The sequence below is a fragment of the Staphylococcus casei genome (assembly GCF_030294405.1).
GTDB classification, from domain to species: domain Bacteria; phylum Bacillota; class Bacilli; order Staphylococcales; family Staphylococcaceae; genus Staphylococcus; species Staphylococcus succinus.
In genome coordinates, this window is sequence record NZ_CP125718.1 from 1,474,115 (window position 1) to 1,490,172 (window position 16,058).

Below are 16,058 nucleotides of genomic sequence, written 5' to 3' on the forward strand. Positions count from 1 at the left end.
GTATGGAAGATATCTACAAACTTATAGATGATATCAACTTGCAAAAATTAGATAACTTAGATTCACGTGTCAATGAAGCGTTAAGTTCACCAAATGATGATGCGCTTTTTGTACTTGGTGAAACGTTATATAATTATGGTTTAATGCCTCAAGGACTTGAAGTATTCCGTACGTTATACCATAAATATCCTGATGAAAGTGAATTATTAATTTATTTCATCGAAGGTTTAATGTCTGAAAATCAAACCGATGAGGCTTTAGAATATTTAAACGAAGTAGAATTATCGACAGAACGTTTAATGTTAGAAGCGGACTTGTATCAACAATTAAATATGTTAGAAGTTGCAATAGATAAGTTAGGTGAAGCTATAGAAATCGAACCTAACGATCCAATCATTCATTTTGCTTTAGCAGAAATACTCTATTATGATGGACAGTATTTACGAGCTACTTCTGAATATGAAACAGTGCTTGAAACGGGTGAATATGAAGTGAATGGTATTAATCTCTTTTCACGCTTAGCGGACTGTAGCTTGCAGAGCGGTAATTACAGTGATGCAATCAAAATGTTTGATGAGATTAATGAAGACGAGATGGATTCAGAAGATTACTTGAAAAAAGCTATCGCCTATGAAAAAAATGAATTAACTTTGGAAGCCATTAAACTTATCCAATCATTATTATCCAAAGATCCTGATTTCTTACAAGGTTACTTCTATTTACAGCAACTCTATGAAAATGAACATAATCATGCTGATGCTATAGAGATTGGTAAAGAAGGTTTAAGATTAAGTCAATTCTATAAAGAATTAATGGTATCTACCGGTAGTATAGAAATCGAGCACGGTGACGCTAATGAAGGTGTACAATTATTGATTCAAGCGCTAGAAGTTGATAATGCATACCAAGAACCATTACTCATCTTAAGCGATTTATATAGACAAGAAGAAGACTATGAATCATTGATAGGATTGTTACAATATGTCGATGAAGAAGACTTAGACCCAGTCTTCATGTGGCATTTAGCTTATGCGTTAGGTCATGAAGAACGTGATAAAGAAGCACAACATTTCTATGAATTAGCTTTTCCAACGCTACAAACACAATCTGCCTTTTTAAGTGACTACTATTTCTACCTCATTGAAATCGGTCAGATCGAGCAAGGGAAGGCGATTTTAAACAACTTGCTTGAGATCGAACCAAGTAACGAAACATGGCATGATGAATCTGAAAGGTTACAATCTTTCTAAATAAGGAAGGTGAATAGATTGACTGATACATTGCAATTACAACAAACTAAAGTAACGTTTATTGAATATATGCTCTTTCATTATAATTTCAAGTCGCGGATCAGTGTGTGGGTATTAAATTATATTAAAAGCTCAATAGATGCTTTACAACAAATACATTTTGTTGACGAAATCATTTCAAACCACAACACATTAGAAATTGCTGTGATTGATACCGATAAACAAGGTATCAAACTCACACTCAAAGACCAGCAACTTATAAATACTGATGAGATTTTCAATTTTGTTGTAAGTCAATCTGTACCTTTCGATATTAAGATATATTTTAATAAAAATCAGCATAGAGAGTCTAGGCTTGATGAATTGTTATTAGCACAATTATTAAACTCTCCTTACTATGCAATGTATATGCAAGATATTTATAGTATACCGTTAACAAAGCAAAGTGAATCTTCTATTATTAAGCATTTACAAGAGAATATTGATTTGAGTTTACAATTACATGATAAAGAATTATTTTATCAATTATCTCAAATCCTTAATACTTTTAAATTAAGAGATGTAAATATAACGACAAAGGATTGACATTATGAACCTAACATCGCTATGGCATATGGTTATTTATCACAAAATCATTATTTATTTTCTACTTATTTGTAATATATTAGGGACTATTTATGGCTATATTTGGTATGGTACACAATTAAAAGTCACAAGCTGGCAATTTATACCATTTGTGCCAGACAGCCCAACAGCATCACTATTCTTATGTATTGCAATAGTAGGATTCATCATTGGGAAAAACTTTTCAATAATAGAAGCACTTGCCTTTGTATCACTCATAAAGTATGGTATTTGGGCAGTTATTATGAATATCGTGATGTTCATTCAATATGATTCAGTAACAATGATTGGATGTATGCTTATTTTATCTCATGGTATAATGGCGTTGGAGGGGTTCTTGTTTTATCCACGCTTTAAAATAACGGCACCTGCCTTTATAATTGCTATGATTTGGGTTTTCCACAACGATATGATTGATTATGTATTTATGCAATATCCATTTTACGATTTTATTGGTAGCCATCTGGAAAGTGTAGCTTATCTTGCCTTTGTATTAAGTGTCATTCCATTAGTATTATATTTATATTTAACTCGATTTAAAAAGTCTAAAATATTTGACCATCATTAACGTTCACAGTAAAATGTTAATAAAGGAGTGAGGATTTTTGTCTTTTATCTATATGATAGTATACTTTGTTATTTTAATGGTACTCCCTCTATGGGCACAGCACAAAGTGAAATCTAATTATGAAAAATATTCACAAGTAAGATCAACAAGTGGTAAGACAGGGCAAGAAGTTGCTCTAGAAATATTAGACGCAAACGGTATTTATGATGTCGATGTCATCGAAGGAAAAGGTTTTCTAACTGATCACTATGATCCTAGAAAAAAAGTACTTGTACTATCACCAGCTAACTTTAGTAGACCATCGGTTGCTGGTACTGCGATTGCTGCTCACGAAGTGGGACATGCAATACAACACGCACAAGGCTATTTCTTCTTAAGATTTAGAACGTCATTAGTACCACTTGCTAACATAGGTAGCTCTATTGGTTACTTAGCAGTGTTTGCTGGTATTATCTTAACAAGTTTACAAAGCACATTAGGCTCTACAGCACTTTGGATAGGTATTGCATTTATGTCCTTTGCCGTATTGTTCTCCATTGTTACGCTACCTGTAGAATTTAACGCAAGTAGTAGAGCAATGAAACAAATTCAAAGCTTAGACATTGTGAACGAAAATGAGTATCGTCATGCTAAAAAAGTACTTACAGCTGCAGCAATGACTTATGTTGCTTCAACAGCAGTAGCTTTAGCAGAACTTGCACGCTTTATCCTTATTGCTAGATCAAGTGAATAATGTATTAGCATCCTATTGTATAAACAATGGGATGCTTTTTTATGTATGGAAATATGAGGTTTTATTTCATACAAATCTTCATGCATTTAGCGACGATCTATATACGTTCATTTTCTATTTTTAGAATAATCCTACAACTCAAATGAATCATTAATAAACGAACAAACGCCTATAGTGTTTAACTGTTGCAGGAATAATGCATGAAGCATAAAATTAAGCTATACTATATTAGATATTGTTAGAATGTGAGGCGTATAAATATGAAATCAATAAGTGATATGCAAAAAGAAGTTGATGACTATATTGGTCAATTTAAAACAGGTTATTTCTCTCCATTAGCCAACCTTGCAAGGCTCACTGAAGAAGTAGGGGAATTATCTAGAGAAATTAATCATTATTATGGTGAAAAAAAGAAAAAACCATCAGAAGCTGAAAATACAATTAAAGCTGAATTGGGCGATAATTTATTCGTTTTATTATGTATTGCCAATTCCTTAGATATAGACATGACTGAAAGTTTTAATGAAACTATGAATAAATTTAATACACGTGACAAAAATCGTTTTGAACGAAAATAATTAAAAGACAAAGAAAGGGTGTTCCACCTTATGAAAATCGGAATTACTTGTTACCCTTCCATGGGTGGTTCTGGAATTATTGCTACTGAGTTAGGAATCAAACTTGCTGAACGGGGCCATGATATCCATTTTATAACATCTAATATTCCTTTTAGGATACGTAAGCCATTACCTAATATTACTTTCCATCAAGTTGAAGTAAATCAATATGCTGTCTTTCAATACCCACCATATGATATTACACTAAGTACAAAAATCGCTGAAGTTATTAACGAATACGATATAGACATATTACATATGCACTATGCAGTACCTCATGCGGTTTGTGGAATTTTAGCAAAACATATGTCCGGTAATGAGAACATTAAGATTATGACCACTTTACACGGGACAGACATCACTGTACTAGGTTATGACCATTCATTAAAAAATGCGATTAAATTTGGTATCGAAGAAAGTGATGTAGTGACTAGTGTCAGTCAGTCATTAGCACAACAAACCAATGATATTATAGAAACAGACAAAGAAATCATTCCTATTTATAATTTTGTCAGAGAAAATGAATTTCCAACAAAAGCAGACCAACCAACGACTAAAAGTGAACAATTAAAAGCATGTTATGGTATTAAACCGGAAGAAAAAGTGTTAATCCATGTATCTAACTTTAGAACAGTGAAACGTATTGATACCATTATCGATACATTTGCAAAGGTTCACAAAACGCTACCTTCTAAATTACTGTTATTGGGTGACGGGCCTGAACTCATGGATATGAAAGAAAAAGCGCGTGAACTCTCGGTTGAAGATTCCGTATTATTCCTAGGTAAACAAGATTGGGTGAGCGAATTTTACCAAATTTCTGATTTAGTATTATTATTAAGTGAAAAGGAAAGTTTTGGACTGACCTTGCTTGAGGCTATGAAGTCTGGCGTGGTACCTATTGGTTCAACAGCCGGTGGGATTAAAGAAGTCATTAAACATGAAGAAACTGGATTTATTGTAGACATCGGTGATAGTGATGCTGCATATGAATATGCCATAAAATTATTAACTAATAATGATTTATATAAAACGATGCAATCGCGTATGTTAAAGGACGTGGCAGCACGTTTCTCATCAGACTTAATTGCCGATCAATATGAATATTATTATAAAAAAATGTTAGAGGGTAACAATGACTAAATCATTATTCGAAACAGCCAAACCCATTTTAAAGCACCTACAAGCACATCAATTTGAAGCTTTTTTTGTAGGTGGTTCAGTTAGAGACTATATTATGGATAAAGAAATACACGATATTGATATTACAACCAGTGCGACGCCAGATGAAATAGAAGCGATCTTTGATAAAACCATTCCTATTGGTAGAGACCATGGCACGATTAATGTCGTCTACAATAATGATCAATACGAAGTAACTACGTTTAGAGCTGAAGGTGAGTACGACGATCACCGTAGACCAAATGAAGTGTTTTTTGTAAGAGATTTATACGAAGACGTTAAACGAAGAGACTTTACAATGAATGCAATCGCAATGGATATTGATTATCAAATACATGATTATTTTGAAGGCCAAAAAGATATACAAAATCGCATCATTAGAACAGTCGGCAAAGCAGATGAACGTTTTAACGAAGATGCATTACGTATTATCAGAGGATTGCGTTTTCAATCTCAACTTGGATTCTCTTTAGAAAAAGAAACCTATGAAGGTATGCATGCACACATCGCGGATATCGCGCATCTATCCATTGAACGTATTATCGTAGAACTTAAAAAGTTAATGCTAGGTCGTTACGTTGCCCAAAGTTTTTCTAACTTAAAGGATTTTGAAGCATTTAAGTACATTCCTTTCTTTAAAGAGTATGATATCTCGCGATTTATGATAGAAGTGCCACTACCTTTCGAAATGTTTGTTGCTTTATTAAAAGTACAACAACCAACCATTGATGGAAAACTCGCGGCATTGAAAATTAGTAATAATGACAAAAGACGTATTCATAGGCTAGAACAATTAGTGCGTTATATGCCACAAGTTCATGATAAAGAGGCATTGAAATTATTTGTTTACGATTATGGCAAAGAAGATATACTACAAGTGTTAACCTATTTAGACGTAATCAATCATAATGATATCGTGACTATTTCTCCATTAATAATAAATACAATAACTATTAATGAAGTAATTCAGCAATTACCTATCATTTCTAGAAAAGAGTTAAATATAAATGGCAAAGATCTGATACAAACGATGGATCTACCTAGTGGCGCATGGGTAAAAATAGCGTTACGCCAAATTGAATGCGCCGTCGTAGCTGGTGACGTTAAAAACATTAAAGAAGATTTAATAGAGTGGGTGAAAAGGCATGTCAAAATATAGTAAAGATGTTATCCAAATGTTATATCAATATCAACCTGAATATATTTCAGGTCAATTCATCGCTGAACAATTGTCTATTTCACGTACAGCTGTAAAAAAAGTTATTGATCAATTAAAAATAGAAGGATGCAAAGTTGAATCGATTAATCACAAAGGACATCGGTTAATTCAACTACCAGAAAAATGGTATAGTGGCATTGTGCTACCGATGATTAAAGAACAAAATGTCTTCGAACACGTTGAAGTATTAGAAACCACTGAATCTACACAATTACTTGCTAAACAAAAATTAGTTGGGAATAGTGATACATTTTTAATATTAAGCGATGAACAAACGAAAGGTAAAGGCCGCTTTAACAGACCTTGGTCTTCATCTAAAGGCAAAGGCTTATGGATGTCTATTGTACTAAGACCTAACGTTGCCTTCGATATGATAACTAAGTTTAATTTATTTATGGCTTTAGGAATAAGAGATGCTATACAGCAGTTTAGTAATGAAAAGGTGGAAGTTAAGTGGCCGAATGATATCTATATTAAAGGCCAGAAAGTGTGTGGCTTCTTAACAGAAATGGTAGCAAACAGTGATGGCATTGAAGCGGTAATTTGCGGTATTGGTATCAATATGAATCACTTGCCTGAAGATTTCTCTGAAGACTTATCCCAAAAGGCTACAAGTGTTCGTATACATGCAACTGAAAAAGTAAATCGTTATTATTTTTTACAGGCTTTGGTTAATCACATAGAGCAGCGTTATACACAATTTCTCAACACGCCTTTTTCATCTATACGTGAAGAATATATTGCTGCCTCAAATATTTGGAATAAACAATTAAGATTCACTGAAAATGGCAAACAATTCTATGGTGAAGCGCTAGACATTGATGACAGTGGCTTTTTGATTGTTATAGATGAAAATAAAGAACAACATTGTTTAATCAGCGCAGATATTGAATTGTAAAACCACGGAAAGGAGGAATAGACATGACGCAACCTTGTTATGCTGTTGTAGATTTAGAAACAACAGGTAATCAACTAGAATATGATGAAATTATTCAAATCGGTATTACATTTGTTCGTGAAAATAAAATCATTGGTACATACCATTCAATGATAAAAACAGATTTAGAAATTCCTCCTTTTATACAGGCGTTAACTTCAATAGAAGAAGAAATGCTAAATCAAGCACCATATTTTTATGAAATTGCCGATGACATATATAAACAAATAGAAGGTTGTATATTTGTCGCCCATAATGTCGCATTTGATTTAAATTTCATCAAAATGTCTTTTAAAAATTGTAATATTAAATATCGCCCTAAAAAAGTCATGGATACTTTAGAGTTATTTAAAGTAGCTTTTCCTACAGATAAAAGTTACCAATTAAGTGAGCTAGCTGAAGCGCATGGTATTATATTGAATAATGCACATCGTGCGGATGAAGATGCTGCAACTACAGCTCAATTAATGATACTCGCTTTTAATAAGTTTGAAGCATTACCATTAGACACTTTAAAGCAATTGTATTATTTAAGTAAAAATTTAAAGTATGACTTACATGATATTTTGTTTGAAATGGTTCGTAATCATGACGATAAGACATTAGATGACGCTTATGATCAATTTGAACAAATCATTTACAAAAAGCAAATAGATTTCAAAGCACCTACGGTAAATTTTAATGGTACTTTAAAAGAATTATATACGTTAGTGACTAAAGAATTAAATCTGACGTATCGTCCTCAACAATTGTATTTATCAGAGATTATTCTCGAACAATTAATGCACAGTGAAAAGGCGATGATTGAAGCACCGTTAGGAAGCGGAAAATCAATTGCTTATCTACTTGCATCACTTATGTACAATATTGAAACAGGTAAGCATGTAATGATTTCTACAAACACTAAATTGTTACAAAACCAATTATTAGAAAAAGATATACCTGCACTTAAACAAGCATTGAATTTTAAAATTAATGCTACTTTAATAAAAAGTAAACGCGATTATATTTCCTTAGGTCTTATTAGTCAAATTTTAAAAGATGAATCGAATAATTACGAAGTTACTATTTTGAAAATGCAATTATTAATTTGGATTACTGAAACTGAGACTGGAGACATACAAGAGTTAGATCTTAAAGGCGGGCAACAAATGTACTTTGATCAAAAGCTCGAAACATATGTACCAGTACGCAACGATATCCATTATTTCAATTTTATTAAACGTAATGCTCAAAATATTCAAATTGGTATCACCAATCATGCGCACTTAATCCATGCCGCACATGACAATTCAATTTATCAATTGTTTGATGACTGTATCATTGATGAAGCCCATCGTTTACCTGACTATGCTTTAAACCAAGTTACAAATGAACTAAGCTACTCAGACATTAAATATCAGCTTGGGCTCATAGGTAAGACTGAAAATGATAAATTACTCAAGGCTATCGATCATTTAGAGCAACAAAGAATTTTAGAAAAGTTAGACATTCCACCTATAGATGTTTTTGGGTTGAAAACAACGGTAAATGAAATACATGATTTAAATGAACAGTTGTTTAAAACGATGTTTGATTTAATACAAACTGCTGATATTCACGATGATGAAGTACATAAATTGCATTTTGTATATCATTTTGACGCAACTCCAATTTTAAACGACTTACACGCAATTACACATAAACTTAATATGGCTTTAGAGTTTTTCAATGGAATGAGTCATAAAACAATTAAGTCTGTACGTAAACAAATGCTATACATTAATGATCGATTCAAAGCAATGGAACAAAGCTTGAAAAATAATCATACAAGTTATTTATCAATTAAAAATTTAAGTCAGAAGTCAACGATTAGACTGAATGTGAAAGATTACAATGTAAAAGAAATACTAACCAAGCAAGTGTTAGATAAATTTAAATCACTGACTTTTATTTCAGGCACATTAACCTTTAATCATTCGTTTGATCATTTTAAACAATGGTTTAATAAAGATGTAGCATTTAACACATATGAGATTGACACTACAGTGATGTCACCTAATCAGACCACTGTATTTATCCCTAATGATGTTTCATCATACAATTATAAAAATATTGAAGATTATGTGAGTTCAATTGTTAATTACGTTATAGAATACGTAAATATTGTGGAATCCAAATGTTTAATATTATTTACAAGCTATAAAATGATGCATATGGTACAAGAATTATTAAATGAACTACCGGAATTTGAGGATTATGTAATTCTCACTCAACAACAAAATCAAAATTATAAAATCGTGCAGCAATTTAATAGCTTTGATAAGTCAATTTTACTGGGGACAGGTACATTTTTTGAAGGATTTGATTTCCAATCCAATGGGATTAAGTGCGTAATGATAGCTAAATTACCGTTCATGAATCAGAACAATACCAAGTATTGGCTTATGGAATCTGAGTTCACTTCTACATTCAAAGAATATGTACTACCGGATGCAGTAACAAGATTTAGACAAGGCCTTGGTAGATTAATACGTAATGAGCACGATAAAGGTATTATTGTATCATTTGACGATCGATTAATACGTAGTAATTACAAACAATTTTTCGAACAGTCCTTAGAGAGTTATCGCCAAAAGAAAGGTGACGTCAAACAATTTTCTAGTATACTTAAAAAATTAAAAAAAGATGAAGCTAACAATCGTAAAAGTTAACACATGCAACTAGAACTTATACATGCATTTTGTTAAAATATATAAGGATTAAAAAAAGAAGATAACAATATAATAGGAGACTTTTTATGAACACAACGATTAAAGAAGCGAAGCAACACCTTAACCAAGAAGTCACAATTGGCGCGTGGTTAACAAATAAACGTTCAAGTGGTAAAATAGCATTTTTACAATTGCGAGATGGTACTGGCTTTATGCAAGGTGTTGTAGCGAAAGCAGAAGTAGAGGAAGACATATTCCAACTTGCAAAAGAAATCACGCAAGAATCTTCAATATATATCACAGGTACTATTACAGAAGATAATCGCTCTGACATAGGTTACGAAATGCAAGTGAAATCAATTGAAGTGATATCCGATGCACACGATTATCCAATTACACCTAAAAATCATGGTACTGAATTTTTAATGGATCATCGCCACTTATGGTTACGTTCTAAAAAACAACATGCTGTAATGAAGATTAGAAATGAAATTATCCGTGCTACATATGAATTCTTTAATGATAATGGCTTCACTAAGATTGATCCGCCAATATTAACAGCAAGCGCACCTGAAGGTACAAGTGAACTATTCTATACGAAGTACTTTGATCAAGATGCGTTCTTATCACAAAGTGGACAACTCTATATGGAAGCAGCAGCAATGGCTCATGGCAGAGTATTTTCATTTGGTCCTACTTTCCGAGCTGAAAAATCTAAAACACGCCGTCATTTAATAGAATTTTGGATGATTGAACCAGAAATGGCTTTTTGTGATCATATTCAAAGTTTAGAAGTACAAGAACAATATGTTACACACGTCGTAAAATCTGTACTAGACAATTGTAAACTTGAACTTAACGCTTTAGAACGTGATACATCTAAACTTGAAAAAGTTATAACACCGTTCCCACGTATCACTTATGATGATGCAGTTAAATTCTTAAAAGAACAAGGATTTGATGATATTGAATGGGGCGAAGATTTCGGTTCACCACACGAAACTGCTATTGCAAATCATTATGATTTACCAGTTTTCATTACTAATTATCCAACTAAAATCAAGCCTTTCTATATGCAACCGAATCCTGAAAATGAAGACACAGTCCTTTGTGCCGATTTAATCGCACCAGAAGGATATGGTGAAATTATAGGTGGTTCTGAGCGTATTAATGATTTAGCGTTATTAGAACAACGTATAAATGAATTTGAATTAGATCCTGAAAGTTATAGTTATTATTTAGATTTACGTCGCTATGGAAGCGTCCCACATAGTGGTTTTGGCTTAGGTTTAGAGCGAACAGTTGCTTGGCTATCTGGCGTAGAGCACGTACGCGAAACAGCACCATTCCCACGTTTACTTAATCGTTTATACCCATAGTATTTTTAATGAATTTTACTAAAACGTCCAGTCCACACATTATGATGGCTGGGCTTTTTTATAAAATAGCATCACAATAGGAGGTGTTAATTTGAATAGAGAACAATTAAAGACAAGACCTGTTGTGATTAGAAAAGAGTTGCTTGACCATTATGATGAACTCGGACTTAATGAAACAGAATTAGTCATTTTAATAAAGCTAATACATGCTTCAGAAATGTCTGATAAGCAACCATCGATTGAATCACTTCAACAAGGGACTTCCCTAAATTCACGAGAAATTACATCTATCATTCAGGGATTAATACAGCATGATTTGCTAGAATTAAATGTTAATAAGGATGAAGAAGGTAAGTTCACTGAATATATGAATCTCGATAAATTTTATGATAGATTAAGTGAAATTATGCAACAAATACATGTTAAACAAGATGAACATCAAACAGAACTTGAATTTAATACATTATTCCAGAAAATTGAACAAGCTTTTGGTAGACCACTATCACCTTATGAGATTGAAACTTTAAATCAATGGTTAGACGTAGATAAACATGACTTGGCTGTCATACAAGCAGCTTTAGACGAAGCAGCAAGTCAGAACAAGATGAGCCTTAAATATATTGATCGTATTTTATTGAATTGGAAAAAAAATAATGTCAAAACCATTGAAGATTCCAAAAAAATAAGCAGCCAATTTAAACAACCTAAAATGAAACATACGGTAAATAAGGTGCCTAAATTTGATTGGCTCAATGGGGAGAATCCAAATGATAAGTAATAAAAAAGCACTTGAAATGATAGATGTAATTGCTGACATGTTTCCAAATGCAGAATGTGAACTCGTTCATGATAATGCATTTGAACTAACGATAGCAGTATTACTATCAGCACAAACGACTGATATTTCTGTTAACAAATTGACTAAAAATCTATTTCAAAAGTATAAAACTCCAGAAGATTATCTAAAAGTAGATATTTCTGATTTAGAAAATGATTTACGTACGATTGGCTTATATAGAAACAAAGCTAAAAACATAAAAAAGTTATGCCAATCATTGATTGATCAATTTGATGGAAAGATACCTGAAACGCATAAAGAATTAGAAAGTCTGGCTGGCGTAGGGCGTAAAACAGCTAATGTTGTCATGAGTGTTGCCTTTGGCGAACCATCATTAGCTGTTGATACTCATGTAGAACGTGTATCAAAACGTTTAGGCATATGCCGTTGGAAAGATAATGTGCGACAGGTAGAAGACAAAATATGTACTGTAGTTCCTCGTGAACGTTGGAATAAGACGCATCATCAACTCATTTTCTTTGGACGTTACCATTGTTTGGCTAGAAGTCCAAAATGTGATGTTTGTCCATTATTCGAAGATTGTAGAGAGGGACAAAAACGGTATAAAGCTAGTTTGAAAGAAGCGTGAAAATAATGATAGTAAAAGAAGATTTCATCCATTTGGAGCATACATTGGATCATTATGCTAAAGAGAAAAAATTAAAATCAATAGAAGCCAAAGCATTATTGGATCAATATTTTGACTTGATTATTGACTACTTTAAACAAATCAATGATCAAAATATACTTGATTTTAGTGATTTGACTAATTATGCTGTGGTTCCTATGAATTTTAAAGAACGTTATGATTATATGGTTGCACGTAAATATCACTTTATGGGATACAGCCAAATGAAAACATTAAAAACTGAACTTATTAAAATGAATGCCTCTTATCAAATACGACGCAAAAACAATCCCAGCTAGTTCAAGCTTGATTGTATAATTTAAATTCAAAAACTAGCACTCATAAATGATTATGAGTGCTAGTTTTTTGAGTTATCGTAATCCGCTATTAAATATGTATATAAAAAACCCGCTTCCCCATGATTAAGGAAAGCGGGTTTGAAAATTTATGAAGATTTTTTAGTATCAAGTATCGCATTTAAATTAAATAATTTAGTTAATGCATTCGTGTTACTTGAACTATTGTTACCTTGTTGTTGAGTCGTAGCTCCATTAGTAGTTGTGCTATTACTGTTACCACCACTATTATTTGAAGAACTACTTGAGCTAGATGAGTTATTGTCTTTGTCATCATCGCTGCTTGAGCTAGATGAACTACTGCCTTGACCTGCAGGTTTGTTATCAGTTGTATTATCATCTGGATTACTCTTCACTGATAAGTTGTCTTTATCATCGCCACTCACTGAATCTGGTTTGCTGAAATCTTTTCCATCTTTAGGAGAGATATCAGACATCACATCTTCTAATAGATATTGTGGGTATTCTTGTTCGTCGTGTCCAACGAAGGAGTTTACGCCACCTTGTTTAACTTGGTTAAAGCCCATCCATACAGACATACTGTATTTAGGAGTGAAACCATTAATCCAAACATCTTTAGCGGCATCATCTGGTAGGTTATATTGTTGGTAAGTTTGCTCACCATAAGTACCAGTACCAGTTTTAGCAGCTAAATTAATACCTGAAACGCCATGTCCATAAGCTGAACCATATGCTTCAAATGTACCTTTAAGTACTTCAGCTAACATGTATGAAGTATAATCTTTCATTGCTTTTTTACTTGTATGATCATATTCAATTGTTTCGCCATCTTGTTTTACAACTTTTTTAATAGAATGTGCATTATTATACTCACCGCCATTTGCAATTGCTGCAAATGCTGATGCTAATTGTGTAGGGGAGAATTCAGATGCAGAACCACCTAATACTTCAGAAGGTCCAATATCACTTTCATAATCTAATCCTACTTTTGAAGCAAATTTTTTCGGTGCGTCATTGCCTGCATTTTCTTTTGTTGACTGCCAAGCTTTAAGCGCAGGAATATTGAAACTTTCACGTAATGCATCATAAAGTTTCACTGTACCATGACTCTTAGTATCATAGTTTTTAAATTCTACACCATCTACTTGATATGATTCTTCATCTTGAATAGCATGGTTTGTAGCCCATTGCATATTCTCGATTGCTGGTCCATACGCTAAGAATGGTTTTAAGGATGAACCGGTAGGGTGTGCATCTGTTGCTAAGTTTCTATCTTGGATATCTTTATAGTTTCTACCACCGGATATTGCAACCAGTCCACCAGTTTCACTATCTACAATTGAAGAACCAACTTGTTGGTCGTCATTTTTATAGTAGCTACCGTTATTCACACGATCTTGCAATGTTTGTTGAACATCTTTTTCCATGTTCGTGTAAATTTTGACACCACTATTCAGTACAGAACCCAAATCTTCATTTTTGAATGCTTTGTTGTTCATCAATTCTGATTTAACAAAGTTAATATATGAATCATACTCTTGATTAGACTCATCTTTAGTTACTTCACGTTGTTTTGCTGTACGTTGAACTAAATTATCCTCAATTGAAGTGTTTTGTGCTTCTTCTTTTTGTTTCTTAGTAATTCTATTGTGATACTCCATTAGATAAAGCACTGTGTTTTTACGAGATTCCGCTTCTTTAGGGTGGTCGTAAATATTATACGTATTCGGTACTTGTGGTAAACCTGCAAGATACGCTGACTCAGCTAAATTCAAATCTTTCAAATCTTTATTGAAGTAGTATTTAGCAGCAGCTTTCACACCATATACGCCATCAGAATAATAAATCTTATTCAAGTACATTTGGAATATTTCATCCTTACTATACTCTTGTTCTAAACGGTATGATAAGTATGCCTCTTGGGCTTTACGTGCGATTGATTTTTGGTCTGTTAAGAATGAACGTTTAACTACTTGTTGTGTTAAAGTCGATGCACCTTGTGAACCAAATCCACCTGTAACGTTTTTAGCAACAGCTCCAAATAAACGTTTATAATCTAAAGCACCATGATCATAAAAACGATTATCTTCAGTAGCTAATACAGCTTGTTTCATCGTCTTAGGCACTTCGTCTAAGTCTACATGTTCACGGCGCTGCCCGTTATCAATGGTCTTAATCAACTCACCATTTTTATCATAAATCTTAGCTGGGATTGGATCTTGTAACTTAGAATCTGTAAAAGCCGGCGCTTTCCAAGCATAATAAGCAAATAACAAGATTCCTATTAAAGCTAGAACGATAAAGGCTATAATGAGAAAACCAATGATCTTAATAACCGTTCTTTTTATATTCCTATTCTTTTTTTGTTCAGACTCACCACTCTTATTAGATTGGGAAGTCCTTTTCTTCTCCGTCATACGCGGTCCTCACTTTCATCTAATATCAACTTATCAACTGCTATGATGTAATTTAATCTTGGTTGATACTGATAAGGAATATAGTAACCATTTTTTCTTATTTCTTCAACCGTTATAGACTTTTTAATCTCCTTTTTGTGTCTATCCCAAAAATATTTGAATTTGGAATAGGGAAGGAGATAAACTTCATTTAGCGATTTGAAGCCTATTAATAAAAAAACAATTCCACTTTGTTTATAACATGCTTCCATATGTAACACTTGGTGTTCATGCATATTATTTAATGGAAAAGAAGTTTTATTTTTAGTTTCTTTCGCTTCAAAGTCTAAATAATGCCCATTATATATACCATTATAATCAGTTGTAGACGGTGTTCTGAAATAAGCCTCATTAATTACAGCTTTACTTCTCATAGGGTAACGAACATTTACAATTTGAACCGGCGTTGGTTTTTTATGTATTACGGCCACACCATGATTCAAATAATAACTATTCGACAGTTCGATATCACTTTCTAATGACATGCCTCTGCCACCATAGTCTATTTTACTAGGTTTATCCTCATAAGTTCGTCCGACTTGAGACTTATTTCCTTTAAATGGCTTTCCATTTGGATAATTCATTGTTTCTTCACCACTTTAGTTTGGTATTCAAAA

The 16,058-nt window shown here is 32.9% G+C and carries 15 protein-coding genes; 13 read left to right on the top strand and 2 right to left on the bottom strand.

Features of this window, described 5'->3' with window-relative positions; all coding sequences use genetic code 11:
- The first annotated feature begins 2 nt into the window (after window positions 1-2).
- The 13 genes from QMO72_RS07205 (at window position 3) to QMO72_RS07265 (ending at window position 12,967) form a co-directional block, all read left to right on the top strand.
- Window positions 3-1,250 (top strand): tetratricopeptide repeat protein, encoded by a 1,248-nt coding sequence (locus QMO72_RS07205; protein ID WP_103267266.1) that lies wholly within the window; start codon window positions 3-5, stop codon window positions 1,248-1,250.
- Between the two features lie 18 nt (window positions 1,251-1,268).
- On the top strand, window positions 1,269-1,835 hold the full coding sequence (locus QMO72_RS07210) for a YpiB family protein (protein ID WP_103267265.1): 567 nt from the start codon (window positions 1,269-1,271) through the stop codon (window positions 1,833-1,835).
- Window positions 1,836-1,839: 4 nt separating this feature from the next.
- Window positions 1,840-2,442, top strand: a complete 603-nt coding sequence (locus QMO72_RS07215) for a DUF1405 domain-containing protein (RefSeq protein WP_103267264.1) — start codon at window positions 1,840-1,842, stop codon at window positions 2,440-2,442.
- Between the two features lie 37 nt (window positions 2,443-2,479).
- Complete coding sequence (locus tag QMO72_RS07220) at window positions 2,480-3,175, top strand: zinc metallopeptidase (RefSeq protein WP_103267263.1); 696 nt, start codon at window positions 2,480-2,482, stop codon at window positions 3,173-3,175.
- A 260-nt stretch (window positions 3,176-3,435) separates the two neighbouring features.
- Entirely contained in the window at window positions 3,436-3,753 is a 318-nt protein-coding gene (locus QMO72_RS07225; RefSeq protein WP_103267262.1) for a nucleotide pyrophosphohydrolase, read from the top strand.
- 30 nt (window positions 3,754-3,783) lie between these two features.
- On the top strand, window positions 3,784-4,935 hold the full coding sequence (gene bshA, locus QMO72_RS07230; RefSeq protein ID WP_103267261.1) for an N-acetyl-alpha-D-glucosaminyl L-malate synthase BshA: 1,152 nt from the start codon (window positions 3,784-3,786) through the stop codon (window positions 4,933-4,935).
- Window positions 4,928-6,133 carry a CCA tRNA nucleotidyltransferase gene (locus QMO72_RS07235; RefSeq protein ID WP_103267260.1) on the top strand — a complete coding sequence of 402 codons (1,206 nt, stop codon included), beginning with the start codon at window positions 4,928-4,930 and terminating at the stop codon, window positions 6,131-6,133. The genes bshA and QMO72_RS07235 overlap by 8 nt, the downstream gene beginning before the upstream one ends.
- A complete protein-coding gene (locus QMO72_RS07240; protein ID WP_103267259.1) occupies window positions 6,120-7,091 on the top strand; it encodes a biotin--[acetyl-CoA-carboxylase] ligase in 972 nt (323 codons plus the stop codon). The genes QMO72_RS07235 and QMO72_RS07240 overlap by 14 nt, the downstream gene beginning before the upstream one ends.
- Window positions 7,092-7,114: 23 nt before the next feature.
- The gene (locus QMO72_RS07245) at window positions 7,115-9,823 is read left to right on the top strand and encodes a helicase C-terminal domain-containing protein (RefSeq protein ID WP_103267258.1); all 2,709 of its coding nucleotides are present in this window, start codon (window positions 7,115-7,117) and stop codon (window positions 9,821-9,823) included.
- Between the two features lie 86 nt (window positions 9,824-9,909).
- A complete protein-coding gene (gene asnS, locus QMO72_RS07250) occupies window positions 9,910-11,202 on the top strand; it encodes an asparagine--tRNA ligase (protein WP_103267257.1) in 1,293 nt (430 codons plus the stop codon).
- Window positions 11,203-11,293: 91 nt separating this feature from the next.
- Window positions 11,294-11,980, top strand: a complete 687-nt coding sequence (locus tag QMO72_RS07255) for a DnaD domain-containing protein (protein WP_103267256.1) — start codon at window positions 11,294-11,296, stop codon at window positions 11,978-11,980.
- Window positions 11,970-12,629, top strand: coding sequence for an endonuclease III (gene nth / locus QMO72_RS07260; protein WP_046837395.1), 660 nt, complete (start codon window positions 11,970-11,972; stop codon window positions 12,627-12,629). Before QMO72_RS07255 ends, nth begins: the two co-directional genes overlap by 11 nt.
- 5 nt (window positions 12,630-12,634) lie before the next feature.
- Window positions 12,635-12,967, top strand: a complete 333-nt coding sequence (locus QMO72_RS07265) for a YpoC family protein (protein WP_103267255.1) — start codon at window positions 12,635-12,637, stop codon at window positions 12,965-12,967.
- A 146-nt stretch (window positions 12,968-13,113) separates the two neighbouring features.
- On the opposite strand, the gene QMO72_RS07270 is transcribed toward QMO72_RS07265, so the two are convergent.
- Complete coding sequence (locus tag QMO72_RS07270; protein ID WP_103267254.1) at window positions 13,114-15,402, bottom strand: transglycosylase domain-containing protein; 2,289 nt, start codon at window positions 15,400-15,402, stop codon at window positions 13,114-13,116.
- Window positions 15,399-16,025 carry a Holliday junction resolvase RecU gene (recU, locus tag QMO72_RS07275; protein ID WP_069824034.1) on the bottom strand — a complete coding sequence of 209 codons (627 nt, stop codon included), beginning with the start codon at window positions 16,023-16,025 and terminating at the stop codon, window positions 15,399-15,401. Before recU ends, QMO72_RS07270 begins: the two co-directional genes overlap by 4 nt.
- Window positions 16,026-16,058: the final 33 nt, after the last annotated feature.

What these genes read in the sequence shown, in the direction of transcription:
- bshA (WP_103267261.1), top strand. Translation starts at nt 3,784, where the DNA reads ATGAAAATCGGAATTACTTGTTACCCTTCCATGGGTGGTTCTGGAATT.
- QMO72_RS07265 (WP_103267255.1), top strand. Translation starts at nt 12,635, where the DNA reads ATGATAGTAAAAGAAGATTTCATCCATTTGGAGCATACATTGGATCAT.
- QMO72_RS07225 (WP_103267262.1), top strand. Translation starts at nt 3,436, where the DNA reads ATGAAATCAATAAGTGATATGCAAAAAGAAGTTGATGACTATATTGGT.
- nth (WP_046837395.1), top strand. Translation starts at nt 11,970, where the DNA reads ATGATAAGTAATAAAAAAGCACTTGAAATGATAGATGTAATTGCTGAC.
- QMO72_RS07240 (WP_103267259.1), top strand. Translation starts at nt 6,120, where the DNA reads ATGTCAAAATATAGTAAAGATGTTATCCAAATGTTATATCAATATCAA.
- recU (WP_069824034.1), bottom strand. Translation starts at nt 16,025, where the DNA reads ATGAATTATCCAAATGGAAAGCCATTTAAAGGAAATAAGTCTCAAGTC.
- asnS (WP_103267257.1), top strand. Translation starts at nt 9,910, where the DNA reads ATGAACACAACGATTAAAGAAGCGAAGCAACACCTTAACCAAGAAGTC.
- QMO72_RS07205 (WP_103267266.1), top strand. Translation starts at nt 3, where the DNA reads ATGGAAGATATCTACAAACTTATAGATGATATCAACTTGCAAAAATTA.
- QMO72_RS07235 (WP_103267260.1), top strand. Translation starts at nt 4,928, where the DNA reads ATGACTAAATCATTATTCGAAACAGCCAAACCCATTTTAAAGCACCTA.
- QMO72_RS07215 (WP_103267264.1), top strand. Translation starts at nt 1,840, where the DNA reads ATGAACCTAACATCGCTATGGCATATGGTTATTTATCACAAAATCATT.
- QMO72_RS07245 (WP_103267258.1), top strand. Translation starts at nt 7,115, where the DNA reads ATGACGCAACCTTGTTATGCTGTTGTAGATTTAGAAACAACAGGTAAT.
- QMO72_RS07270 (WP_103267254.1), bottom strand. Translation starts at nt 15,402, where the DNA reads ATGACGGAGAAGAAAAGGACTTCCCAATCTAATAAGAGTGGTGAGTCT.